The sequence below is a fragment of the Paenibacillus sp. FSL L8-0435 genome, assembly GCF_037965655.1.
GTDB lineage: Bacteria > Bacillota > Bacilli > Paenibacillales > Paenibacillaceae > Paenibacillus.
The window spans coordinates 3,798,506-3,824,191 of the sequence record NZ_CP150185.1; the positions used below are offsets into that span (position 1 = coordinate 3,798,506).

Consider the following 25,686-nt stretch of genomic DNA (forward strand, 5'->3'; position numbering starts at 1 on the left):
CTACACAAGGAGTGACGAGTAAAGCTGCCCGATTTCAGATCATAGAGGATTTACGAGTACGCCACAGCCTTTCTTGGCTCTTAAAGTTAGCTGCGGTGTCTTGCTCGGGCTATTACAAGTGGAGAAAAAGCATACCAGCGGCAAAAGAACGTAGACACAAACAACATGAATTGGAGTCGCATATGCTTGCGATCCATCGGGCACATCCCTATTATGGTTATCTTCGAATGACGGTAGCTTTACGAAAAGAAGGCCTTAGAGTCAACCACAAAAAGGTGTGTCGATTAATGAAACAATTAGGAATCTCTTCTGTCATTCGAAAGAAGCGTCGATTCTTTGGAAAACAAGCTTCTGTGGTGAATCCGAATCGACTTCAGCGCCAGTTCCAGACGGATACGCCATGTACTAAACTGGTCACAGACATCACCTATATTCGTGCTGGAGAACACTTTGTGTACCTGTCTGTCATTCAGGATTTATACAATAATGAGATCTTAGCTTGGCATCTATCTGAACGAAATGACCTGGCTTTGGTTCATGAAACGCTGGATAGACTCCGTCAGCACGCGGATCTGAGTGGCGTAATTCTGCACTCGGATCAAGGATTTCAATATACCTCGAAGCCTTTTAACCGTAAACTGGAACAGCTCTTTTACAACCAAAACCGATTTCAGAAAAAACTAACGACCGTTCTCCGGTAGAATACCGGGAAACGGCCGCAGCTTAAATTTTGTCTTTTTTGTACTGTCTACTTGACAGGGTTATGACCAAAATAGCGACTTTTTTATTTTGTCGGTACAAGTTCTTTCAACGCTAGGAGGTATTTCCACTGGAACTGTAATCCCATTTGAAATAGATAAAACAAGTTCGTTAACAAGCACTTAGCAAGAAAAGGGGAGGAAGATGAATGTGATTCTGGATTAAGGGAGGAGAAACATATGCAGATATTGTACTTTGTGCTGATTTGTCATTGTTAGGCACAAACAAGAAAATGTTTCTATTGCAGAATAGGTGTAATCGTTATTTTGCCCTCTTTAATTTCATTAAGCTAACGGGCATGTTAGTTGAATAAATTGAGGAGAGGGAAGGTCAACGTGTCGGATATACAAAAATGAGTTGAATAGTAACGAGCCAAAATATAAAGCTTCTTTACATAATCATAAGTTCCGTCGGGAAAATATCCTTTTTTTCCACTAATCACTGCATTAGGACTTCTTAACTTAGAGATCATAGCATCATGAGGCAACGTAACCTGCTCCGCAGTTGATCTGGAGCCAACATTTCCGGTAGCAATGTCTTGCGTATAAGGGGCCTATTGCCGCCGGCGCTTGTGCCGATGTAATCATAGTATGATTCATGGTGAATTTTCCTCCTTTAATGAATATAGAATGATTGTCGTTTTTGTTTGCTTAATAAAGAACCCGCAGTAATAAGCTGCGGGTGCGAGATAGTATTAAAATCCGCTAATCGCGTCGTTATTGACCCGCTGGTGTGTAATTCTCGTCTAGAAATGATTGAACAGCTCGGAACGCTTGAACTCTATTTTTTTCGAGCAGTACCATATGAGTACCTTCTCCGATTTCCACCCAACGGCGATAAGCAGCTCCAGTTAAGGAAGTAAAGAAGTTTTGTGCCAAATCTAATGGTACATCGATATCCCACTCCGCATGAATGAGGAGTACGGGTACGGTGATATCTTTAGGTTCATAGAAGGCTTTGCCAACCGTCCAATATTCACGTATGTCTAGAATCGGCCCGTTGGTAGCGCGAATATGCTCAGGGTGTACGGTCTTGTTATTAGGATCGGAGGCCAGCGTTGCTTCAACCCATTTTTCAAACCAACCCTCAGGGAGCAAGCTGTCACGTTTTCCTTCAGGAGCAGCACTTAACCAGCGTTCTTTAGTAGTAGCTGCGGGCACAAGGCGATAAGAGCCAAGCGGGCCGCCTGTATCAATAGGGATTGGTTTGTTGCTCAGCCACTGAGGAGCAATAAGGGTTAACTTGTTCACTTTGTTATTATTACGGCTTGTATATGCCCCAGCCACCGTACCGCCCCAAGACATCCCAAGTACATTGACCTTCGATAGATTTCGATGCTTTAGGACGAAGTCTACGGCCGAGCCAAAGTCATGAACTCCGGTTTCTGTACGGACAAGCGGAGGATTCTGATCAGCAGGTTGCTCCATTTCTGGCGGTCTTGTGGATCCACCATAGCCACGAACATCTACTGCATAGACGTCATAACCGTGACTTGCGAGGTAATCAAGGAAGGTGAAACCGTCTAGCTCCACATCATATAGGCTGCCAATTGGATAAGTAGCACCGTGAACCATGACGATCGTTTTCTCATTAGAGAAGACAGTCATAGATGCAAGACGTTTATTAAGGACCGATAGCTCAATACCAGGCGTATCGCTAGCTATGTTAAAGTTCTCAGATACGATGGAGATAGATTTGTTGAATGTGTTGTTAGACATTATATTTTTCGCCTCTCTTCAATGTATTAGATAAAGCGCCAGTTGAAGCCGTCTTCGCTTCGGGTGACGTATCCCGCTGAACTCTCTGGGAAGTGCGTACTGAAATAGATAATTGGACGGTCGGCAACATATTCCAAAGCCCAGCGGCGTGAAATTCGGGCCTGATCGCCAAATTCACAGTACATAGAATTCCAGTCCGGTCGCATAACTTGGAATGGGTGATGCATGATATCGGCGCCGAACAAAGCTTCTTCACCACCCGATGAAAGACGAATAGACATTTGTCCGATACTGTGACCTGGAGTCGGAATGAATGTAAATATATCTAGTAACTTTCCGCCTTCTGGACCGATAGTTTCCGTCAAGCCTGCCTCAACGATCGGAAGTACACTCTCTTCATAAACATTGAAATTTGCTTCATTTTCTTTGTTATGGCTCGCTTCGCTGGAGTAATACTCTTGTTCTTTAATAGGGAATACGTACTTGGCATTGGGGAATGTAGGTACCCATTTGCCGTCAACTAGCCTCGTATTCCAACCGACGTGATCCACATGCAAATGAGTTAGTAACACGTAATCGACTTCTTCAGGAGTAACGCCTGCCTCTTGAAGTCGCTCGAGATAAGGTAGCTGCAGATTAGCAAGATCCGGATTTAGTGGCAGGTTTTTATCGTTACCTGTAGCCGTATCAATAAGAATCGTATGATGGGGTGTCTTCACGACCCAGGTGCCAATACTCACGATGAGTTGCGAATTTTCGTCAAGCAAGCCCTCAGGGAAGAATTGTTGGTTCTCTTCTAATACAGAGGGATCCCACGTACCTGGGAAATAAATTTCTGGTGGAACACCACTGATTACCATTTCGGTGACTCGGGTAACAGTAGTATCGCCTACGGTGTAAATCTTAGGTAGCTTAGTCATATAGCTCATCGCCCTCCTTCAAAATTTCGCTGGAAATGAAATTCTATATTTAAAAAGAATTATGTGTACATGTCCCGGGAACGTATTTGCACATCAGTCTTGTTAAAATCTTAATCCAATAATGTTCTTAAATCAACGTTTTTACACCGAAATTGGACCACCGTAAGAAAGCTTGCTATTGCTAGATATTTTAATTATTATCAAATTATAAATTTCGCTGAGAGCGAAAAAATTCAAATGTGAAGGAGACATGAAAGATGAATTCTATAGGCGAGGTCATTAGAAATACCCGCAAAAAGCAGAAATTAACTCTTAAAGAAGTAGCAAAAGCAGGATCTATCTCAGTCTCTTTTCTCAGCGAAATTGAACGGAACAAAGCGAATCCGTCGATAAGTGTCCTAAAAAGGATTGCCAATGCGTTAAACGTGAATTTTACTGATCTATTTGGAGAGAAAGAACAAAGCATCGTTGTGAGAAAAGACGAACGTAAACCGTTGGTACATTCTGAAGGCTCACGTATTACATGGTATTCCCTTAGCGAAGGAAGTAAAAATAAGATGGGACCAATCTGGGGGGTGCTTGAAGAAGGTGCGACTTCTGGTGATGTTGGCGTAGGACACAGCGAAGGAGAGGAGTTTCTGTATGTCCATTCGGGTTGCCTGGAGTTCATGCTTGGGAATGATAGATATACGTTAGAAGAGGGGGATAGTATATATTTCGATGCCAAGACACCGCATAGCTATAAGAATGTATATAAAGGTGAGACCTTGGTGATTGCCGTGTCGACGCCTCCAACTTTTTAAGTCCAAACTGACAATGTCAAAATAGTAAGTCTGCTAAAAACACTTACATATTTTTACTTCAGCGTTGTTGGTTTTGTCATTAAATCAATTTATTCTCGAAAGGTAAAACGGGCTGGGAGGTTACTATTGTGTTGATAGGAAATGCACCTTTCTTCTGGTCAAGAGTCTTCTGCAAAAGGAAAATGAAATAAAAGAGTAAATCATTGCTAAGCTAACGGGAAACGATAGCATTGTAAAACAAAGTAAGCAACAGATCAACCACATTACTATTGGGGATACATGAGCAGAATGGCAAAGATATAGACACTTGGGAATGGAAAGGAATTTCAGAAATAAAAATGAACGAACAATGGATATTCCGATTACAGCCGCTGCCGCGAAGCAGCAGAAGAGAAGCAGGCCGAAGAGGTAGAAGTTCCAACGGAGATTCAGAAAGTGATTCCGGAGTTTCTGAAGGTGCACGTACCGTTCAATGCTAAAGATGCTTTTTTGAAGAATTCAAAGCCGTATCTGACTGAAAACCTTTATAAAGCATTAGAGCAAGAACAGCGCCGCGTAACGCTAACGATCGTCAAAACTAAAATGACCAATGTAGAGCTGGAGCCACAGAAGGAAGGATTCAAGGAACAATGGTGGAATGCAGATATCGAGGTAGAGAATACCGATCAGGAAGGCCAAATTAGTGGATGGACAATGGAAGAGTGATGATTTGGGTGTACGTTTAAGGGCGTGGAAACCATGAGGATATTGCGAAAGAAATCCATGTCGCTCGCGCCATCGACTACCGGGGGATCGAACGGGGAAAGGACTGTGAGTTCTCCAATACCCGTACCGGGCTGGAAGAACCGCTTCAGTGGATGAAGGAGCTTCAGCAGGAACACACCAAGAGTGACGCGCTCTTTGGCACCCGTGCTTGCCGCATGCGAGTGGTCACTTGATCGGTCAGTTCCAGAATAATGTTACATTAATTAAATCCAAACCCCCGAGTAAGCTGTCTATATAACAGGAGGTGAACGACAATGATCGATGCACAGCAACAAATCAACGCCGCACAAAACGGAGATCACGATGCCTTCGTTTCTCTTATAAAGGATCGAACGGATAAGCTGCACCGAGTGGCTCGCCATTATGTACGGGAGTCCAAAGATGCGGAGGATATCGTTCAGGATGCCCTGGTTAAGGCTTATGAGTCACTGCAAACGCTGCAGCAAGCCGAAGCGTTTGAGAGCTGGCTTACCAGAATTGTGGTGAACCGGGCGCTCAATCATTTGGAGAAATCCAAGCGTGTTCACCTGAGCGAAGACCCGCAGGCGCAAGAGCTATTGGTCGTTAATGATATCGATCAAACCCTGGATCTGGAGCGTGCATTGGCCAGTCTGAATCCGAAGCTGCGTCAGCTCCTGTTCTTAAAATATAAGAAGGACCTGACCCAGCAGCAAATCGCCCATCTCCTGGATATGCCATTAGGTACTGTAAAAACACAATTACGGAAGGGACTGGAACATTTGCGCAACGAAATGGCTCAAGATTTTCTCGAACGAGACCTGGATACATTACGCCTGCAGTTAAGAAAACAGGCAGAGCACCAGTTTGCCGTTTCACCGGATTATGATCTGATCGTCAATGACTATCAAGAGAACACCATGAGGGGAACAGGGAAGGGAGAAGCGGGATTCTTATGGGTTAAAACGGGGAGTGATGACGCCGTTTCTGCCACGCTCTCCAGGGACGGCAACTTGCTAGACTATGCCATTTCCTGGGCCTCATTGGACAACGAGACACGGATATCTGAGGAGGAGCTCCAACAGCAGGCAGAGCAATTCCTGGAAGATCATTATCCCGGCGCACTGCGTGATTTTCCGTATTGTGAGATGGAGTGGATGGAAGGGATGTTTGGGTACACACGACAGCAGAAGGCGATGGGGCTGCCGCTTCCTGAGACGGGATGCCTGATTATGGTTCACCCCAGCGGTCGCGTGGTCGGATTTAGGTACTACGGAACCGTTCCAGGGCCAGCACTCCCAACCATGATCACACCAGAAGAGGAACAGATGGCGTGTATGGAGGCGAATTTTTTGCTACATGTGGAATATTGCGTATTGGACAAAGCCGTCTACACGGATGGTGACGATCAGGTCCATCTTGTTTACGCCCCCCGAAGTAGAGGACTAATCTATACTGCATCATCACAGGAGGAAGTTCCGACAGCCTATAGGGCAGAAGCTGTCCCCTCTGACCCAAGAACTCTGGACGAGTGGCCAGGTGAGTTCCCGCCCACACGAAGCCTAGAAGAGTGGATTGGCGTAGACAACGACCAATTTCAGTTAGTACAAGACGACAATATTGGCTCGAACACCAAGTTGATGGTGTGGAAGCAACAGAATGAAGAGCGTCCAGCCAAGAATGACCGGTCTTGGAAGGCCTATTGGGCTGATCAGATGGAGGGAGCGGTCAAGGCGCGAGTAGAAAGCCAAACCGGACAACTGATTGACTTTGTTTCGCATGGTAAGCCAGATCAACTAGCTCCATTAACCTGGGATCGAGACGCATGTATAGAAGTAGCTATGGACTATGTCCGAGGACTAGCAGCCGAAATGTTGCCGTATCTCAAGCTTCTAACTGAAGAGACCGACGACGAAGATCGTTTGGAAATCATTCGCTTTGGTGTATATGTTCAAGACGTATCTGTCAGGGATGAATGCTATCAACTAGCTGTTGACCGCTCTAATGGGAGGGTCAAAAGTTTGATGTCCCCCTCCATAAGGCCAGAACAGTTAAAGAAGCTGGAGACCGTGCCTTCATTTGATTACCAGACAGCCATCCTCCGATGGACGGCACAGGCCAAGCTGCGTCTGCAATGGGAACGGATGCACAATGCTAGGGTGGAAGAGTCCCCGTACGAACTAGTGTATCGAATGATTGGTAGCGAGCACGAGCGGACGCCCGAAGTGCTTGATGCGCATACGGGGAAGTTATACGAAAATACTTTTTACTGACAAACAAAAACATCTAGCCCGAAACTAAGGGCTGGAAGGCATTCATTTGCCATTATTTAGACAAAGGGCATAAATTCATGAATCTGGAGGATGCGAGAGTCGATCAAACCGGCATATTAATTGTGACCATTGAATTTTAAAAACGCCGAACTATGTAGCTACATTTAATACATCTCTTCAGATTCACATTAGGCGATTTAAATACGTATTTTTAAAACAACCTATTACGGCTACACTAGCTTCAGTTGAAGAACATGATCAGATTATTAAAGCTTTTGAAGGCAAAAATAGCAACGATGCCCATAATTTAATGAAACAAAATTTTATTCGACCGATGCAGGAACTGAACGAAATACTTTGAAATGAGGGAAGAAACATGGAAAATAAAAAAGATCTTCGCATTCGAAGCAAGGTAATCAGTGAAGGTGCTAACCGGGTACCGAACAGAGCGATGCTGCGTGCAGTTGGATTTCAAGATGAGGATTTTAAAAAGCCAATGATCGGAATAGCAAGTACGTGGAGTGAAGTAACACCGTGTAATATGCACATCAATGATTTAGCGGTGCAAGCTAAGCGGGGCGCACGTAATAACGGCGGTGCTCCACTAATTTTTAATACGATTACCGTTTCTGATGGGATCTCGATGGGGCATGGCGGGATGTTGTTCTCGCTACCAAGTCGGGAAGCTATAGCTGATTCGATTGAAATTGTGACCGGAGCCGAGCGTTTTGACGGCGTTGTTGCAATCGGTGGGTGTGACAAGAATACGCCTGCATGTTTGATGGCTATTGGACGGATGAATATTCCTTCTGTTTATGTATATGGAGGAACCATTCAACCTGGTACTCTCGACGGTAAAAAAGTGGATATCGTTTCAGCTTTTGAAGCCGTTGGGCAATATCAAGATGGAAAAATAACAGACGAACAATTGCATAAGGTCGAATGCAGTGTTTGTCCAGGTCCAGGGGCTTGTGGGGGGATGTATACCGCTAATACGATGGCCGCAGCTGCAGAAGCAATGGGTATGTGTTTGCCTGGTTCTTCTTCAACATCAGCTATCTCAGCGGATAAAGCATTGGAATGCGAAGCAGCCGGTAAGCAGGTCATCTCACTTCTTGAACAGGAAATCTACCCAAGAGACATTATGACGAAGAAAGCATTTGAGAATGCGATCACCGTTGTTATGGCTCTAGGGGGATCAACCAACGCATTTCTCCATCTGCTAGCTATTGCGCACTCCGTAGAAGTGGATTTAACCTTGGATGATTTTGAACGAATTCGCTTGCGTGTTCCTCATTTGGCAGATCTGAAGCCAAGTGGTCAGTATGTCATGCAGGATTTGAATGATATTGGTGGTGTTTCCGGGGTAATGAAGCTATTGCTCGCTGAGGGATTACTTCATGGGGATTGCCTCACCGTAACTGGTAAAACGTTGGCGGAGAATTTAGCGGAAGCTGCTCCACTTCAGAATGATCAAGAGATTATACGTCCACTCAATAATCCGCTTAAACCAAATGGACCACTGGTTGTGCTTCGAGGAAACCTAGCTCCTGAAGGCGCTGTTGCCAAAATGTCAGGCATGAAGATACAACAGTTTTCCGGACCGACAAAGGTGTACGATAGCGAAGATGAAGCGACAGAAGCGATCATGAATGATGAAATTCAAGAAGGGGACGTATTGGTCATACGCTATTGTGGACCGAAGGGTGGACCAGGTATGCCTGAGATGCTTTCCGTTACAGCACTCATTGTAGGAAAAGGTCTCGGGGGAAAAGTTGCTCTCATAACAGATGGTAGGTTCTCGGGTGGCTCGCATGGATTTGTAGTCGGCCATGTATCCCCTGAGGCACAAGTAGGTGGACCGATCTCTTTGCTCCAAAATGGAGATATTATCACCATTGATAGCGACATTCAGGAAATTAAGGTTGAAGTGCCAGAAGAAGAGTTGGCCGCTCGAGCGCAAGCTTGGGTACAACCGCCACTGAAAGTGAAATCCGGTGTACTTGCCAAATATGCTAAATTAGTTTCCTCTGCTTCAAGAGGTGCAGTAACAGATTTGATGGAATAGACAATTAAACATTGTTGCTACATATAAAATGGGAGGGGAGAAGCTACTACAACGAATGCATGAAGCGCGCTAAACAACAAAACGCCAGCTTTAGAGATCAAGAATGTCGCAAGAAAAAGATGAAGAATTTAGTTTCATCATTTGAAAATGAAGTACACCCCCTAGAATAGACATTGGAAAAACCCCTGAGTTTAGCCAGATGAAATTCTAGGGGGTGTATTTTTGCTTGTACCGTTTCTCGACTTTCATTAATTGGGGGTTCGCTACGAATAGCAGGCAGGTTCCGGCTAGTGCAGGAATGTTTGTCGAGGGACAAGAACATGGTCCCATTAAAGTCGCTATTTTAGCGGCTTTTTTAATTTATCGGTACAAGTTCGTGTCCCAAGCCAAGGACAAGAACTTGTACTGATTACCGACAGGATAGTTTAGTGAAGGTGGAGAATAACCTCTGGGAGAAGTCGATAACAAAGCAAGGTAAAGGGGAGATCAAAGTTGAAACGAATGCCTTTTGAACGACCAACGGAGCATTATGACGAACGGATTTCTAAAATTGACGAGCAAATTTGTGAGATGTTGAAACTTCGGAAGCAGCTTTCACACAACAATCCTGGTTTCCCGCCATTTGAATATATCTCTGAATGGGCTGAAACTTTTGAACTTTACGAGGATTTTCTGAAAGTCGTTTTTGGAACATTGAGAAGTGAAGAGCATTATAAACCAATGGTTGATCCATCGGATTTCAGAAAACATATACCCGTATTAAAATCAGTCGAAAAAGGGAATTTCTTTTATACTTTAAATTCAATAAAGCAATATAATAATGCAAGTGTAGTGACTTTTAATATTGATTGGGATGAGACTGAGGTACCCTCATTTACTAATAATCACCACCATTTTGAATTGCAAATTGGAGATGAATATGATTGCCGAATGCTAAAAGGTGGTGGTCATTCAGGTCATGCTTTTACTAATTATGTAGTATCACCGCCATTTCCTGATAAAACTCCAGGACTTGAGTTAACGTTTATAGAATATTTTAAGCCATTCAGTGAAAAAGAGACGGGAACAAAGATTGTCTTTAGTCTTGAATAGCTTCAACAAGCACGGATTAAACTATCGGGAAACGATAGCGATATGAAACAAAGAGCAGCTGACCAATGTGATCGGTTGCTTTTAAATTTCAGCCAACGGGTTAAAGAACAACGTTCAGTAGTATTTAAAGTTAATAATCAAGATGAATTTTTCCGTGGTGTTTCTAAAGAATTAAATGAGGGCTGTCTATTTGTTGAAACAGAAGAAGGCATAAACATAAAAATTGAAATGGATGACATCATTGAGATTTATGCTATCAAGTCTTCATCTCCAGGACATATTTCTATACAATCCCCCTGTTTGATGAGAAGTAGCAAGGAGGACCTTGAAAACCTTGTACTCCTGTTATTCAAAGAAAAAGCAAGAAAGGGGATTAGGATACAATAGCGGCGGCTTTTTGTTTTAAGGAAAGGCCTATATACATATGTACAAAATACGAGTTTTGTGAAACAGTACTAATGTTTTTAAAGGCTGCACATGATTTTTAACTCTCTGTGCAGCCTTTTTTTTTACTTCTACCTGACTTTAATCCGATTAATCCCAAACTACTTCTGTTCCTGCTACGAAGTCATGAATCGCACGTCGATCCTCACGCATACCGACCATAAAAGCACTCACAATAACTCCGATACCCAAAGTTAATACGTACACAAGTCCAGCTACAACAACTCGCATCAGCATTGTACCAATTTTTGGCGGTTCGTGTGTGTCGTATTGGCGTATACGAATTCCACATATACGTTTCCCTATGGTTCGACCATACCAGTAAACTGGTAATAAGATTGAGTATAACGCACTAAGCAGTTTGGCAATCGGCTCATCCGCATCAAAGTTCCCCGTAAGCACACCTGCAATAATTACTAATGGAATTGAAATAATCAGACTATCCAACACACTTGCTGCTAATCTAATCCAAAAACCTGCTTTATACAAAATGCTTTCCTCCAAACTACAATTTTAAACTAAACGGCTAATTTCTTTCATGAACTCCCTTCATTAAAATATCTAACTTTATGTACACAACTCAAATAGTATAACAGAAAATTTTACCTATTTACGATAAAACTCCTATTCCATTTCACTCGCATCCCTTGTGAATTTTATAACAAACTATCGAATTAACTCAACCGCTGTTCATGTTCACTACTTACTCTTACATAATCCTTTCTAACTGATTCCCCAATGAAAACACCATAATAATTATGTAAACCGAGAAAGCTACTCAACATTTGTTAAGTAGCCTTCTGTTCGTTCTGCATCTGCCCTCTTCGCCAAATCTTATTCTCCACAATGGCGTAGACTAAACCGGCGATGGCAAATATCCATATCGATGTCATTTGGTTCAGATGGTATCCACTCACGAAATATGGATTGTACATGAGATCAAAAACCCATAGCCCGCCCCATCCAAACCCAATCATATATATGAAAGTTCTCACCATAGGAAAGCGTACATATTTCCGCAGCAGCCATGAGATCGGGCTAAAAATAACAACATAAAAAGCGAGTAAATATTGACCGAATCCCAGGATGAGCGACAATATATATATCAAGCCCCCTAGATTACGTAAGCCGTAATACTCTGTCGTTGTAATATGGTATCCTTCAAGCCTCTCAAGCACGATGAGTGCTGTAAAGAAGATCCCGATAAATATCAGTCCTAATACCATGTACCGTTGAACCGCGTTCACCAACATCAGATCACCCCAATGTCTAAACGCAGCCAGAACCGCTCAAGTTACATGATTTCGAACAAATTACACAATTACACAATTACACATAGGCGTTATTAAGTTTTGTTAAAAGTTAAAGTTAATCCATCATGAATTGCTATAATTCAACAACTACTTCTGGCCTTCCAGAATCATCGTACCCAAACGGTCCATAAGCTCCATTCTCCCCATCGCTGTGTATGAATAATTATAATTATCGACATTGGAGATTTTATAGATCTTGCCATTCTTCACTGCGTTCATGTTATTCCACACCTTGCTATCGACCATCTTGTTCTCACTATTCTCCATCAACAGCAGACGATCCGGATTAACGGTAACTAGAGCCTCTAGAGCGATCTCTTTGCCTCCCCAGCCCTCTGGATCAGGGATACCCTCTGTGCGCTTCAGGCCCCATTCACTGTATAACATCTCAGCTGCCCCTTTATTGGAATAAATGACCAGGTTGTTTGGATATGTCTCAATTACGGCAAAGGATTCACCATGTACAGCCGCCTCCAGCTTTTGTTTCCACTCTGCAGATTTCGCATCATACTTGGCCAGATATTCATCTTTCTTGCTTTCTTCTCCAAACGTATCTGCCAGGAATGTCAGGCGTTCTCTCCAATCATAGTAGGAGTATGGCAATGCAATTGTTGGTGCAATTTTAGATAAAGTTTCATATTGATCCGTGTTAAAATCCTTTCCCAGAATAATCAGGTCCGGATTGGCTCCTGCTATTGCTTCAATACTGAACGGTGAACCATACCAGCCCAGATTAACAGTATCTGCACTCAGCTGATCCTTAATGGTTGGTGTGATTTCCTCCGGATTACCATAATCAGCGCTCATCGTCGCTACAGGCGTTTTGCCAAGGATTAATAGCTCTTCTGTCGAGCCGGATAGATCGACAATGCGCTCCGGGCTCAAGGGAATTGTAATCTCTTCTCGATTTGGATTGGTAATCACTTTGGTCGTTGCTTTTACCGTTCCCTCGGAGGGGCTGTTCACTTCGCTGGTCGTCTGGGTTGTTCCACAGGCCGCCAAGGTGAGCATACAGCATAGTGCAATCCATACAGGAATTCGCTTAAACATCGTTGTCATTCTCCTTTTATGTCAGTTCATTAGCCACATGAGGCTTACTCGCTTCAGTTACTTTATCTATCTCATCGAACTCATTATCCGTTTACTTTTACCTGCCAGCCTTCAGCATCCTGTTGTAATTGCCACAGACGAGCGTAGATGCCCGAGTAACCTAGCAATTGCGCATGCGTTCCCTGTTCTACAAGCTGACCTTGGTCCAATACAATAATCTGATCGGCATTCTGAATGGTCTTTAATCGGTGTGCAATCAAAATGACCGTCTTGTCGGCCACAAGCTCATTAATCGCTTGCTGCACCGCGGCTTCGTTCTCCGGATCAAGTGAAGCGGTGGCTTCGTCAAGCAAGACGATCGATGCATTTTTCAACAAGGCACGTGCAATGGAAATCCGCTGTTTCTCCCCACCAGATAACGTCGATCCACCCTCACCAACGAGCGTATCGTATCCCTGAGGCAGACTGGAGATAAATGCATGACAACAAGCTCTCCGTGCCGCCTCCTCAATCTCGAATTGCGTAGCGCCTTTCTTTCCTACACGAATGTTGTTGCCGATTGTATCCTGGAACAGATACACGTCCTGGAAGACCACAGAGATATCCTGCAACAGCTTCTCGGGGTCCATCTGATCAACGGGTCTGCCGCCAATGCGAATCGTTCCTTGCTGTACATCCCAGAAGCGGGCAATGAGACGTGTGACTGTACTCTTACCACTACCGGATGGGCCAACCAGCGCAGCAATGGTATGCGGCTCAATCGTAAACGACAAGTCTTTCAACACCGGTTGCTGATCATCATATCCAAAGGTCACCTGGTCAAATGAAATCGCCTGATTGGGCTGTACATCTCCCTTTCCTGCCATCGGAGCTTCCTGCTGCACATCCATAATGCACCTTGCACTATATGCGGAGTACCGCATCTCCCCATAACTCATCAGTACAACCGTTAACGGTTCAAATACCTTCGTACCTACCAGCAAAAATAACAGAAATACCGGTAAGGACAACTCACCGCCTGCAAGCAAATAACTGCCCACCAGAATCATCCATGTCATTCCTGATCGTGCAAGCAACATCGCGCCCATGATCATCGGTCCCATGATGCCTTCCAACCGAATGGAAGCCGATTTCAATTCGTCAAAAGAACGACGTAGCCGCTCAAAACGTTTGCCCCCCATATTGTGGGCCTTAATCTCACGAATACCGCTCAGGTACTCCTGCAGCCGACTGGCGGCTTCGTTTTTGGCTCGAACATGGTTCTCACTCAGTCGTGCCTGAATCGAATCCGTAAGCCATAACAGCGCCACACCTAAGGGAACGGCAATAAACATAGCTACGGCCATTCTCCAATCCACCAACAGAAGTCCGCCAAAAGCAAGCACCGGAAGCACAATCGCGCTGATCAGCTGCGACAGATTGTGAGAGATCGTATGCTCGACCTGACCATAATCACTCAGGATTAGATTCGTCAGATCCCCAGGATCACGTTTTCCGAAAAAACCTAGCGACAGATGGCGAATATGTTCGGCCAACTTCAACCTTCCTGAGGCCGCAAGGCTGTATGCTGCCCGATAGGTCTTGTCATAGAGTGAGGCGTAAGCCGCATACTCCACCAGAATCCAGACAAACAAGATGCAGCATACAATCCACATTCGGTTGATATCCAGTCCTTTGTCCGGTTCAGCAAAAGACGTATAGATCGTATTAAATATGTCCACAAGCAGCGCCGCAGGAACAATCTTTGCAATCCCGTCCAGAATCGCTGCAATTACCGAAGGAAGCAGACTACGAGGGTTACCCCCAGATATATTGTATAAATAATTCCTCATTGCACTGCACCTCCAAGCTTCCAGGAAGCTGCACTGATATGGGTCTGCCACATGTGCTCATATACTCCGCCTAATGCACGCAATTGATCATGTGTCCCACGCTCGGCAATTGCCCCTTGTCGGATCACGAGAATTTGCTCTGCTGCACGAATCGTTGTTAGACGATGAGCAATAATCAATACCGTTTTGCCTTGAACCAATTGGGCCAGACCTTGCTGGATCTTGTGCTCATTCTCTGCATCCGCGTAGGCCGTCGCTTCATCCAGGACCAGAATGGGAGCATTTTTAAGCAGTGCTCGTGCAATTGCAATTCGCTGTGCTTCACCGCCAGATAGATACGTACCGCCTTCTCCGATTTTGGTGTCATATCCGGCATCCAGTTTCTCAATAAATTCATGACTGCAAGCAGTTTGAGCCGCAGCTATAACGTCCAGCCGTGAAGCTGATGTATTGCCCATCCGAATATTCTCTTCAATCGTATCGTAGAACAGATGTACATCCTGGAATACAAAGGACACGGTATCCATCAGTTTCTCCGTACCCATCTCCTGAATCGGAATCCCACCAATCGTAATCTCACCTTCCTGAACATCCCAGAAACGAAGTAATAGATTCGCAATGGTTGACTTCCCCCCACCAGAAGGTCCGACAAGTGCGGTCATTTCTCCTGCTTTGGCTACAAAATCAATCTGTTCAAGTACAGGTTTATATGCTTCGCTCTCCTTACGTTCATAAGCAAAAGATACCTGCCGAAAGGCAACCTCATATGTATCCGGAACTTTAGGCAACTCAGGTTCTTGTACAACCGGCTCGGCAAACACCGATTCTATCCGTTTCTGTCCTTCCACAATCTCTCGCATCCCACTACCCAGATACATTAACTTCAATAACGGAGCAGATAGACTCGGGGTAATGATCAGAAACAGAATAAACGTGATCGCAAACGACTGATTCCCCGCATTTCCACTCGACAGCAGAATACCCACCGGAACGATGAAGGTAAATAACGAGATCATGATTACAAAAAACAGCCCGTAGGATGTTTTACACAAATCTGTTATTCTCAACGAAATATCCCGGTACCGCGTCACCGCCTGTTTGAACGTCAGAAACGAATCGGCTGTAATGCCAAATACTTTCACCGCAGGCATACCTCTCACGTATTCAACACCCGTCGCATTCATATCTTCGATGGCAAGTTGAAAATCACGATAAGCCTGACGGCCTCGTTCACTGCGGAACAGACGACTTTGCAGCCAGAACCCGATTCCAATCGGAACCAAAAGCGTCAGCGCCATGCGATAATCGAGCCAGAACAGATATCCCAAGAGCATCAGTGGAATAACGATCGCACTCACCAGATCCGGCAACTGATGGGCGATAAACTTCTCAATTTTCTCCACACTGACTTCGATGATCTTCTTAAGCTCACCAGTTGCCGTCCGGGTGTGATAGCCCATCGGTACTTTGGCAACATGTTCAGCAAGTCTCACTCTGAGCTGGTACAAAATGTTGAACGCAGCGATGTGTGAGCACATCCCCCCGATATAGAGCGCAACAAGCCCTGCAATCAGGGCTACGAACGCGATGATCCCCCAATAGATCAACAGATCTTTGTCCATGGCAGAGGGTTGCCCCGCATGTGTAAGCAGTTCCTCAACGATCTTATACACTCCGACAAAAGGAACCATCTGCAACAGACTCGACAGGGTCGAGAAGATACTTGCTATAATCAGCAGACCTTTGCGTTCCTTCGTTACTTGTATTAGTTCGGACACTTCAGACGTGTTGTTCATCTCACCCCTCCTGATATTAATAATCATTCTCAATGTAACACAGTGTTATATACGCACATTAATATCTCATAGAGCCCTGAATGAACACTACCTCTTCGCGGAGCAATAATACCTCTTCACGGATTATTGTTGTCTCACAGCTTCTTATAAACCCTATTGGACATATGACCTCGTCGCTTAACTTGAGAATGACTGGTGAAGCATTTACATTCTCGCCAAGAAAAAGAAGTGTTGTTGGAGAATGTTTTCGTTTTTTACTTGTATAGATAAATGTGACTTATTTGATCTGTAACTCCCGTAATATTTTCCATTTAGTATGGATAAATATGTGAAGGAGTTACTTACATCATTAAACTGTCACCTATTGAATCCAAAAGGAAGCCATATTGGATATATGGCTTCCTCGCTTAACCTGTGAATGGGCACTCAACTATGAAAAGCTTTCCAGAACGAACCTTCTGTATTAATGATGTCCTTGATCTGGAGAAAGGGAATTTTAAACGTTGGAAACCCTGCCGCATAGGGTGCGATATCATATGGGTTGAAGTAGAGATGCAGAGCATCCGCTGTAACAAAAAACGGCTGATCCGCACTAATCCCCGTATAGGTGTCCGGAAACACATACGAGTATTGAGGATCGTTTTTGATCTGATCCCCCACAATCTGGCTTAACACTTTTACGTAGTCACTATTCGGTTTAAATAAATCCTTAAGCTCATATAACCGACCATTCGTCAGATTAATGATCGCATAGCTCATTGTAGGCATACCATGCGCTGCACCCGCCGGATAGTTATAGCCTGTGAGTTGCAGTTGCAGCAATTGCTGCTGATAAAACGTAATATCAAAATCACCTGTATACGTGTAATCCAGCTGCTGATCTGCAGGGATCGGTTTAACCTGGGAGAGCTGCTTCAACTTGGCATTCAGCGCAAGCTGCTCCGCTTGGTTCGTTAATCCCTCCACCTGCGGATAATATACGAGATAGTCCCTGTTTGGTTTGTACTTCTCTTCGCGTACACGGTACGGTGGATGAAGTGGAACGATTGTATTTTGCCGCCAGATGATCTGTCCGGCCCGATTCACATACGATAAGCGCTGATCTACATAGGCCTTAATCAGATCTGATGCCATGACTTCCAGCGTACCCGAACCTTCGACATGAGGATACCCAGCTGCAGGCCTACCACTCAGATCCAGCAGATAGGTCTGTCTTCCATCCGATGCGGAAGCAAGGCCGTTTTTGTAATTGCCTACTTCCCGATATAGGAACTCCGTAAGCTTTCTACCGTTAGTATCTGCAATCGCGTATACAGAGCCAATATAAGGCTGCTCCGGATGAATTGCTTGCCCCAGCGCATAACGATGCTCGCCTAGTTCGCGAATGTCATTAAACGCGGGTTGAATAATAAACGATCCTTCCGCATTAATGACACCATAGTTCGATTTGTAATCCTCCGCTGTATTAACAATCGCTTGGCCGCCGTTAAAAGGAAATGCCGATGAAAATTTGGGCTGAATACGAATATTCCCCCGTTCGTCGATGTAGCCATATTTGCCCGATACTTCTTTTTGAAAAGCCAACAGCCCATCCCCTAGTGGTCCCACATAGGCATATGGATATGTTGCTAGCCGATGTCCATTGCGATTAATGAGTGCATATTCATTGTCCTTAATCTGCACAACTGCTTTGCCATCTTGAAAATCATTCGCCGAAGCGAACTGTGCCGGAATCACCTCATTGCCCGACGCATCCAGATAACCGTACCGACTCATCGATCCATCTGCCTGACCAGGGTTTGAATCGTAAAACAACGCTCGGCCGTCGTTCATATTCGAGATATACGGGTACGCCCGTTTGGTCAGGACAGTACCTTGTTCATTAATCATCTTAAATCCTTGAGAATCAATTGTTATTGCGCGTTCTTCGGAAAAGGAATTGATGGAATCGTATACAGGTTGAACGACATATTGCCCCTGAAGATTAATAACGCCGGCACGACCATCCTTCACAACCACAGCCAATCCATTGGGCTGAAACTCTTGCGCGTCATCCAGTACAGGCTCAAGCCGAATGTGCCCTTGGGCATCCATATACCCCCAACGCGTCCCACTCGTGGTTCGAACGGAGACTGGATATAACCTTGTTGCTACCCTGGCATGGCTTATAGGGACCATCGCCTGCTCAATTTTCTTTTCCAGCTCTTGTAGTACTTCTCTGGAAGGATACGCTTCCGGGAAACTGAGTGCCTTCCGAACGGAAGCGAGTGCTGCAGGATACTGGCCCGCATGGTACTGAGCATCCGCAAGGTAATACCAGTAAAAGATATAATCAGGATATTGCTGGGTTAGTTGCTCGTAATATTGCACCACTTTTGGATAATAGGTTGCATATACGTCCGGTGCAGGAACCCATTTACCATTCTGCCATCGGATAATCTCCACACGATAGGCTTCCCCTGTATCATGAATCCAGAGTGCAATCTCCACCTTGCCATCTCGTCCATGTGTACCAGGCATATCTATAATCTCTGCATAGCTATAATATAGATCGTCAGGCGCCAGATCTTTGAGCCCTGATTCAGTCCACTCATATACGGCAAGCTTAGACCAAATAGAACCAATCCGCCAACCGATAATGAGATTGTTCCTTGCCGTTGAAGTTACAGGGGCAGCAGTCATTAAAGTCACCCCATACCCCAATCCCTTAATTAGTGCCATCTTGATCCAATGTCCTTGAACAAATTTCAGAATAAGCAAATACAGCTCACCATTCAACTGATAGACTGCAGCAATCTCCGGCATGCCGTCACCGGTAAGATCTGCCGCATAGATCGCTGGATGTTGAACAGGTTTATCAATAGTGACGACCGTTGCACCAGCCGGAATATGTTGATTCACAATCTGCGTTAACAGCGGTTCGCTCATGGACATCTCAGTTTCCTCCCTTATGACCGCATTCGCCTAATGGTATGCGTCATAAATCGGGATATGACATCAGAACGAATATAACTGAGAACATTTGAAATTCTCATCCTAATTCTAAACAAACATTAAATGAAGATATTTTTCAATCCGTAGTATACATCGAACTCCAGAATAGCAAAAAAGATTTGCAGTGACCTTGTGGCCTGCTGCAAATCTTCTTATATCCTATAATACATCTTATTTATTACATCATATCGCTTCATGGGCCATCGCTTGGAATACTAACCAATATTACGCCTCTTCTTGCACACTGAGCTGTACATATTGGGTGAGACGACAATATTGAAATAACAGCAACTCTTCATTACTTTGTCCAAGAGCCACGCTACGCCCTTCCTTGATGAGGTGATTCAACAACTCATGCAGGAAACTCATCTGCAACCGCGAGGATTCCGCTGTGAGCTGCTCAAGTACCTCAATATCTCGGATCGTAAACTGAGATAACCCGCGCAGCAGCAACTCTTCTGACCAGCCGTTAATTCTCTGCATGAACTGATTATATTCTTCCAAGTCTGCCCATCCTCCCATTTCCGATATCCAGTTTCAGACTGAGCACCATTTGGCCCTTCAGGAAACTAATTGGGCTAATCCGTTTTGGTTCCACACGCACAAAGGCATAGAAATGTTCAAGCGATTGGGAGCCATATCCTGACTCCAGTCTTTGGATCATCACCTGCCAGTCAGATGAATACGGGAGAGTGAGTGCCAGTCTTTCCCCTTCGGTATTCTCAACCGTCATGACAAGCTCCTGCGTTTGTTTGACAAAGTTATGGTCCACGATTCGAGCAACTTTGATCACAGCCAATCGTTCTTTGGGAGCAGCAAACAAGTCGAACGATCGCGATTCCTCTTGAAGTACAGACGTTACGTCTTGCATGGTTTTGCCCAGATTCAACGTTTCCACACCCGTTCGTGGCAAAATCGCAAGCTTGGCACCTTCCCCGGAAGAGATCCGGCGTTCTTCATTCACTTTAACTGAATGGAATTGAACTTCTTCACCGACGAACTGGCGAAAGGTCAGATTAGGCAGCCATGGTGTGAATGCACCATAATGCTCTGTATACGAGAACTGCTGATCATCATAATATACAGCACGTACATCGCTATAGGTGTAGATTTCCTCATCATCAAAACAATAGAAATAATAGGTGATTCCACGGAAACCGGATCGTGTCTCCCACGCGTCAGCTCCCAGTCCATACAGGTGAAGTGAAGGTACCGTATAGTATTTACTTCGAAAACTGCCAATGAGCTGACTCTGCTGAATGACAGACATCTGTTCTTCTTCAAGAACCTGTAGTGCAAGATACAGCTTGCTTACCCGATCCAACATGGATTGCATGGAGAAACGTATATGTCTGTTGAAAAACAACTGTAGTTCTCCTTGAATCCCTCGTAAACTGCGTTCTATGTCAGGCAGATTGCCACTATGAGCTGCAATTGCCAAAGTCTCCAGTTGTGCCATATAGGACTGAGGAAGGCGGGCCAGTCCCGTCATCAACAATCCTGCCAGCATAACCCGACATTCCTGCACTGTCCGAAGAGAGAACTTGGCCTCGTACACCCGTCCACTTAATGCATCCGTATCATCCAGGCCTTTTAGGTTCCGGTACCGTAGCAAAGCTTCAAGCTTGGCCATTTTCCCGGCTGTCTGCTGCACCTTACATAGTGCTTTGGCAAGGTTCGATTCCTCAGTAAAAGACACCTCGATATTCTGGATGGTCAGATGAACGGTAAGAAGTGAATCTTCAATGATTTTAATTTCCTCTGGGTATCTCATTCGGAACACAACTTCCTCAATCATGGAAGAACTGTACGATTTAATCAGTGTTGTAAGGTCAGACTCCGTCATCCAGCGGAAGCGAGACTCGATCTCACGTGATACCGTATGCGGAATTTCGCTTGGATCGTCCACATTTGATACTAAATTTGATTCTGTTTCTGTTTCTGATACGTCTTTTGGTACGTCCAACGGATCATTATCCGATATCTCTGAGTCCTTATCCAGCGCATGCTCCTTGTCTGCATTCATTGAATCCTCTGCTGTATATTCCCGTTGATCATACAGAATTGCAATCAGCACATGCTTGCAGATATGATCGGCCGGGCAGGAGCATTCCCAATGATCCAGTGTATTCTCAAGCGTACATTGTGTCCCGTCACTGAGCTGACAACTCACCGATGATTCATTCCATGTGTACGTTACACTTACACCGTTGTCCAACTCTTTCAAAGACCTTTTGTACAACCCCTTGTTGGCATACCGAATCAAATAATCCTCCGTACACAGCTTCGAAAAAATCCGGAATTTTTCCTTGAATCCACTCACGTCATCAACGCCCCGTTGCTCTCAGAATATCGTAGATCGTTTCACTGAACACACGACCAGAAACATTGCCTAGAGCAATGGGTTTATTGTCACCATAGTAATAATATTGCTTGTTATTCGGTTTGAAGAAATGTAGGGATTCCAGGGTAATGTCATCCAATCCCTCGTAATACGTGATGCTCGTACCACTGAATTGCAATTCTGCAACAAGATCTCCGTACTCTTTATAAAATTCATGATACCAGCCGCCGTCCTGTGCCGGTCCTTTGATCCAACCGTATTTCTCCAGTGCTTTGGGGAAAGCCGTTGGTGAAAAATCAGACTCGGGCAGATGATCGTATTCATTCTTCGGTTTATCCTCATCTTCCGGCTGGTGAATCTCACGATTTAATTGCTCGAATGGCTGCTTAATCTCGTAATCCTCCAACTGCGTTGTCCAACCTTCAAGTGTCGCCTGATCCAGTTCCAGTGGGTGTATAAGTCCCACCTGCGCACCCGAAGGCAGATCAACCTCATCTTCATCCACAGAATTGAAAGTGCCATCCTCCATATAACGGAACGTGCTGATCAGAGCGCCATCCTCATACGTTCCCCAGATCAGACCAACAGCAAATTTTTGCATGATTACATTTTGTACGAACAGTGCTTTCCACTCATCGGCAGACCACAGACGTTGCTTGGACAATGACTCTTCCAGACGCTGCGCCTGAATGTTAACCATGGATTTGAGATCTTTTTTCAGCTGTGTGAAACGTGCCTTGGACTGCGCTGCCAATTCAGGATCATCTTTCTGTGCAGGAGCAGGAAGACTCTTCACGGATTTTCCTGTTTCTTCATTTAAGACAACGACCTGTAAGTCTCCATTGACCTTAACCAGGAAGGAGCGCTCTCCGTAACTCAGCTGCATGGTTCCTTTTTCATCAAAACCAAGTGTAGTGACCAGCCGATCTTCGAGTTGTTCCGAGGTAAGTCCCATATTATCCGCTGCAAGCTGCAACGCTTCCTCGGCTGCACCTTTCACCTGACGGTTCTTCACCCCACGTTTGATCTTGTCAATCGCCATAAGAGCGGATGGATCTTTCAGATAAGCGAGCACTTTTACAGCATCTGCTGCAATCGCGCCACGACTGTTTTCTGTCCATTCCTTAATTTGCGGAGCCAAAATATTCACAATCTGAATATCACCAAAGAGTGCTGAAACATACATCACCCACTTTTCTTTCGCAGGGGCACCTTCTTGAATCCAGACCTGAAGCAATTCACTTGCAAAACGAGCGAGCGATGCCTCACTTACATAATCTCGTAATTCATTCAACCGTTCATTAGGACCGGATGTATGATCCAATGATTGGACCAAAGCATACTGTTTAATCCGGTCATCTAAAGGTTGATTGTCTTCAATACGTATCAGTGAAGGGAGATCTTTCAAGGACAACCAGCTCAGTCTCGACAACTTTTTGGCATCCGCCTGATCAGCGAGTGCAGCATGGGCATACTCTGGACTTAGATCTGCGGTATCCAGCAGAATTTGGATCAAGCTCTTCCACTCATCGGACTTCTCTTTTTTCAAAAGCTCACCATACAGCTCCTTGCTGTTTTCCAAACTGCGGATTGCGGTCAGAGCCATTTCTTTGATCGCCACTTTTTTCTCCGAGAGGTATACGAGCGTATACAAGTCCTGATCAGGAATTCGGTTGAATTCCGCTAACGCCACGCCGTTGGCCTTTTTGGAAGAATCCTGCAATCCGGCACGAATCGCTTCGGCCAATATTTTCTTCGATAACTCATCACGCTGTTCAAAGGTAATCTCCAGAATTAAAATGCGTGTATCTGTTGGCAGTTTCTTGTACTGTGTCAGTGCATAGTCCAGATTCTGCTGAATGATTCGGCGGTATTCGTCATGCGGCATCGATTTGTATCTGTAGTCGGTCATGCCATTAAGTGAGATCAGGCTGGTTAGCAATTTCTCACGTTGCACCTCAGGGTCTTGCCCGTAACGTTGAAGCAGCTGCTCTCCACTAAACGCGTATGAATTGTACATGTCCGAGATAATATCCAGCGTCCAATCCGGATGAGTGGTCAGGATTGCGAACCTGCGCATCGCCTCCGAGTCCAAGGGCAGAAAACTAATACTAATGAGGTTGTGAACACGCTTCTTATCCCGATTCAGTTGATTAAACAACCCTCGACTATTCGGGTCCTCCCAATATTCCTCAAGGGTGTTTTCCCCACTTAAGTATCTTGCAATCGCAAGTCCTTGACGTCCCCCGTCCAAAGGATGCCGAAGAGCGTGGAATACCGCTTGCTCCAGTGACCCCTCCGCATTAGGCAATGTCAATCCTTGATCCTCCATGAATTTCTGAATGCAAAGTTTAAGGAATGGCGGTTTCATAATCTCGTATGCTCGAATCGCTTGTTCAGGACGATTCGCGATCACGGATTGTAACATGTTCCAGGATACCGTGTACGAATTAAGTTCGTCCCGCAACATTTCAACCAACTGATAAGGCTCATCCAGAGGCACAAGTCCAGCAAGCAGATCATTTGGGCTCTTGGCTCTAGGGTCCATACTTAGCAAGTAACGGCGAACTTCAAGTGGATAAATCTCATGTAATTGATGTATTGTGTGAAGCAAAACATGCCCAATCTCACTATTTGTATCAAGGAACCGTTGTTTACCTCCACTAATGTTAATCAGGTACAACAAGGCACCACTCACAAGCACCATAGTTTGATGGAATACAGTGTGTGAACATTGCTCTTTTGGAGAGAACGATGTATTGGGATACAGCTCAGCTATGAGCTGACTACGCTTCTCCTTGAGGAATTCATCCTTCAATTCTTGGGAAGATCCGTTATGTTTTCCTTGAATATTACTGACCACTACAGGTTCAATCAACGTATGTAGCTCGCTCCGCAACTTATCTGCATCATTAGCCATCACATGTTGAAACAACACTGGTAACGATTGAACAGAAGATTGAACCTCTGCAAGATGAGAAGCCGTGTCACTGAGTCTTGAATATAATTGCAGCAGCATTAATGCATTTATTACATCCCGGTAATCCCCTTGACTGTCCGCTTTTTTGGAATCAAAAAGCCACTGGGCACGCTTTAATTTACTCTTTAATTCAGTCAGAATTTCGTTCTCGCCTGCAAACTGTTTGATCTTCTCCAACCGGGACAACAATCCATCCATGCGATCAGCGCTTTTGCTCTTCCCGCTTAATCCGTAGGCTTCGGAGTCATTTCCCATACAGACAGTAAAAGCATCCGTTCTCCATGAATTTCTTTTGGAATAATTGGATTCCAGATATATCACAATAGCCCCGGCACGGTAAAAGATATCTCCGTCGTCTTTTTTGGCCAGCTTCATGAGCAAATCAATCGTTTGATATACATAATGACTCGAATTTCCCATCATATCCGGGAACTTGTCTGTCATTCCCAAGACGTAATTGATAATTTCGGAACTGCGATCTGTTTTTAATGAATACTCGTTTGAACAAGTTACTGCGAATTTCTCCACCAAAGTTTCAACTGCGCGGTCTGCGGTAAGCATTACACATTCCTCCTTG

At 44.7% G+C, this 25,686-nt stretch carries 18 protein-coding genes; 7 read left to right on the top strand and 11 right to left on the bottom strand.

What is annotated here, in order from left to right:
• Positions 1–11 precede the first annotated feature (11 nt).
• Positions 12–701, top strand: a complete 690-nt coding sequence (locus NST33_RS16425; protein WP_221821470.1) for an IS3 family transposase — start codon at positions 12–14, stop codon at positions 699–701.
• A gap of 774 nt (positions 702–1,475) precedes the next feature.
• Here NST33_RS16425 and NST33_RS16430 read toward each other — a convergent pair.
• Together NST33_RS16430 and NST33_RS16435 are read right to left on the bottom strand one after the other, a co-directional pair.
• Complete coding sequence (locus NST33_RS16430) at positions 1,476–2,477, bottom strand: alpha/beta hydrolase (RefSeq protein WP_221821471.1); 1,002 nt, start codon at positions 2,475–2,477, stop codon at positions 1,476–1,478.
• Positions 2,478–2,503: 26 nt separating this feature from the next.
• Positions 2,504–3,397, bottom strand: a complete 894-nt coding sequence (locus NST33_RS16435; protein WP_221821472.1) for an MBL fold metallo-hydrolase — start codon at positions 3,395–3,397, stop codon at positions 2,504–2,506.
• A gap of 257 nt (positions 3,398–3,654) precedes the next feature.
• Between NST33_RS16435 and NST33_RS16440 the strand changes: the two genes are divergently transcribed.
• The 6 genes from NST33_RS16440 (at position 3,655) to NST33_RS16465 (ending at position 10,743) form a co-directional block, all read left to right on the top strand.
• Complete coding sequence (locus tag NST33_RS16440; protein ID WP_221821473.1) at positions 3,655–4,200, top strand: XRE family transcriptional regulator; 546 nt, start codon at positions 3,655–3,657, stop codon at positions 4,198–4,200.
• Between the two features lie 435 nt (positions 4,201–4,635).
• The gene (locus NST33_RS16445; protein ID WP_221821474.1) at positions 4,636–4,905 is read left to right on the top strand and encodes a hypothetical protein; all 270 of its coding nucleotides are present in this window, start codon (positions 4,636–4,638) and stop codon (positions 4,903–4,905) included.
• A gap of 314 nt (positions 4,906–5,219) precedes the next feature.
• Positions 5,220–7,196, top strand: a complete 1,977-nt coding sequence (locus NST33_RS16450; protein WP_339304022.1) for a sigma-70 family RNA polymerase sigma factor — start codon at positions 5,220–5,222, stop codon at positions 7,194–7,196.
• Positions 7,197–7,572: 376 nt separating this feature from the next.
• Positions 7,573–9,264 (top strand): dihydroxy-acid dehydratase, encoded by a 1,692-nt coding sequence (gene ilvD / locus NST33_RS16455; RefSeq protein ID WP_221821476.1) that lies wholly within the window; start codon positions 7,573–7,575, stop codon positions 9,262–9,264.
• 501 nt (positions 9,265–9,765) lie between these two features.
• Positions 9,766–10,356 (top strand): hypothetical protein, encoded by a 591-nt coding sequence (locus tag NST33_RS16460; protein WP_339308713.1) that lies wholly within the window; start codon positions 9,766–9,768, stop codon positions 10,354–10,356.
• 42 nt (positions 10,357–10,398) lie between these two features.
• Positions 10,399–10,743 carry a hypothetical protein gene (locus NST33_RS16465; protein WP_339304024.1) on the top strand — a complete coding sequence of 115 codons (345 nt, stop codon included), beginning with the start codon at positions 10,399–10,401 and terminating at the stop codon, positions 10,741–10,743.
• A gap of 147 nt (positions 10,744–10,890) precedes the next feature.
• Here NST33_RS16465 and NST33_RS16470 read toward each other — a convergent pair whose 3' ends face one another.
• The 9 genes from NST33_RS16470 to NST33_RS16510 form a co-directional block, all read right to left on the bottom strand.
• Complete coding sequence (locus tag NST33_RS16470) at positions 10,891–11,289, bottom strand: RDD family protein (RefSeq protein ID WP_339176930.1); 399 nt, start codon at positions 11,287–11,289, stop codon at positions 10,891–10,893.
• 299 nt (positions 11,290–11,588) lie between these two features.
• Positions 11,589–12,053 (bottom strand): hypothetical protein, encoded by a 465-nt coding sequence (locus NST33_RS16475; protein WP_339304026.1) that lies wholly within the window; start codon positions 12,051–12,053, stop codon positions 11,589–11,591.
• A 147-nt stretch (positions 12,054–12,200) separates the two neighbouring features.
• Positions 12,201–13,163: an ABC transporter substrate-binding protein gene (locus NST33_RS16480; RefSeq protein ID WP_339304028.1), complete on the bottom strand. Its 963-nt coding sequence runs from the start codon at positions 13,161–13,163 to the stop codon at positions 12,201–12,203.
• 83 nt (positions 13,164–13,246) lie between these two features.
• A complete protein-coding gene (locus NST33_RS16485; protein WP_339304030.1) occupies positions 13,247–14,995 on the bottom strand; it encodes an ABC transporter ATP-binding protein in 1,749 nt (582 codons plus the stop codon).
• Positions 14,992–16,791 carry an ABC transporter ATP-binding protein gene (locus NST33_RS16490; RefSeq protein ID WP_339304032.1) on the bottom strand — a complete coding sequence of 600 codons (1,800 nt, stop codon included), beginning with the start codon at positions 16,789–16,791 and terminating at the stop codon, positions 14,992–14,994. Before NST33_RS16490 ends, NST33_RS16485 begins: the two co-directional genes overlap by 4 nt.
• A 426-nt stretch (positions 16,792–17,217) precedes the next feature.
• On the bottom strand, positions 17,218–19,725 hold the full coding sequence (locus NST33_RS16495) for a WG repeat-containing protein (RefSeq protein WP_339304034.1): 2,508 nt from the start codon (positions 19,723–19,725) through the stop codon (positions 17,218–17,220).
• A gap of 285 nt (positions 19,726–20,010) precedes the next feature.
• On the bottom strand, positions 20,011–20,289 hold the full coding sequence (locus NST33_RS16500; RefSeq protein WP_339304036.1) for a hypothetical protein: 279 nt from the start codon (positions 20,287–20,289) through the stop codon (positions 20,011–20,013).
• Positions 20,276–22,108: a hypothetical protein gene (locus tag NST33_RS16505; RefSeq protein ID WP_221821487.1), complete on the bottom strand. Its 1,833-nt coding sequence runs from the start codon at positions 22,106–22,108 to the stop codon at positions 20,276–20,278. Before NST33_RS16505 ends, NST33_RS16500 begins: the two co-directional genes overlap by 14 nt.
• Before the next feature lie 4 nt (positions 22,109–22,112).
• Positions 22,113–25,670: a DUF4132 domain-containing protein gene (locus NST33_RS16510; RefSeq protein ID WP_339304038.1), complete on the bottom strand. Its 3,558-nt coding sequence runs from the start codon at positions 25,668–25,670 to the stop codon at positions 22,113–22,115.
• Positions 25,671–25,686 lie beyond the last annotated feature (16 nt).

Bases quoted from the DNA above. Each gene is read 5' to 3' on its own strand.
- NST33_RS16430 (WP_221821471.1), bottom strand. From the start codon at position 2,477: ATGTCTAACAACACATTCAACAAATCTATCTCCATCGTATCTGAGAAC.
- NST33_RS16435 (WP_221821472.1), bottom strand. From the start codon at position 3,397: ATGACTAAGCTACCTAAGATTTACACCGTAGGCGATACTACTGTTACC.
- NST33_RS16440 (WP_221821473.1), top strand. From the start codon at position 3,655: ATGAATTCTATAGGCGAGGTCATTAGAAATACCCGCAAAAAGCAGAAA.
- NST33_RS16450 (WP_339304022.1), top strand. From the start codon at position 5,220: ATGATCGATGCACAGCAACAAATCAACGCCGCACAAAACGGAGATCAC.
- ilvD (WP_221821476.1), top strand. From the start codon at position 7,573: ATGGAAAATAAAAAAGATCTTCGCATTCGAAGCAAGGTAATCAGTGAA.
- NST33_RS16460 (WP_339308713.1), top strand. From the start codon at position 9,766: ATGCCTTTTGAACGACCAACGGAGCATTATGACGAACGGATTTCTAAA.
- NST33_RS16465 (WP_339304024.1), top strand. From the start codon at position 10,399: ATGAAACAAAGAGCAGCTGACCAATGTGATCGGTTGCTTTTAAATTTC.
- NST33_RS16475 (WP_339304026.1), bottom strand. From the start codon at position 12,053: ATGTTGGTGAACGCGGTTCAACGGTACATGGTATTAGGACTGATATTT.
- NST33_RS16480 (WP_339304028.1), bottom strand. From the start codon at position 13,163: ATGTTTAAGCGAATTCCTGTATGGATTGCACTATGCTGTATGCTCACC.
- NST33_RS16485 (WP_339304030.1), bottom strand. From the start codon at position 14,995: ATGAGGAATTATTTATACAATATATCTGGGGGTAACCCTCGTAGTCTG.
- NST33_RS16490 (WP_339304032.1), bottom strand. From the start codon at position 16,791: ATGAACAACACGTCTGAAGTGTCCGAACTAATACAAGTAACGAAGGAA.
- NST33_RS16495 (WP_339304034.1), bottom strand. From the start codon at position 19,725: ATGTCCATGAGCGAACCGCTGTTAACGCAGATTGTGAATCAACATATT.
- NST33_RS16510 (WP_339304038.1), bottom strand. From the start codon at position 25,670: ATGCTTACCGCAGACCGCGCAGTTGAAACTTTGGTGGAGAAATTCGCA.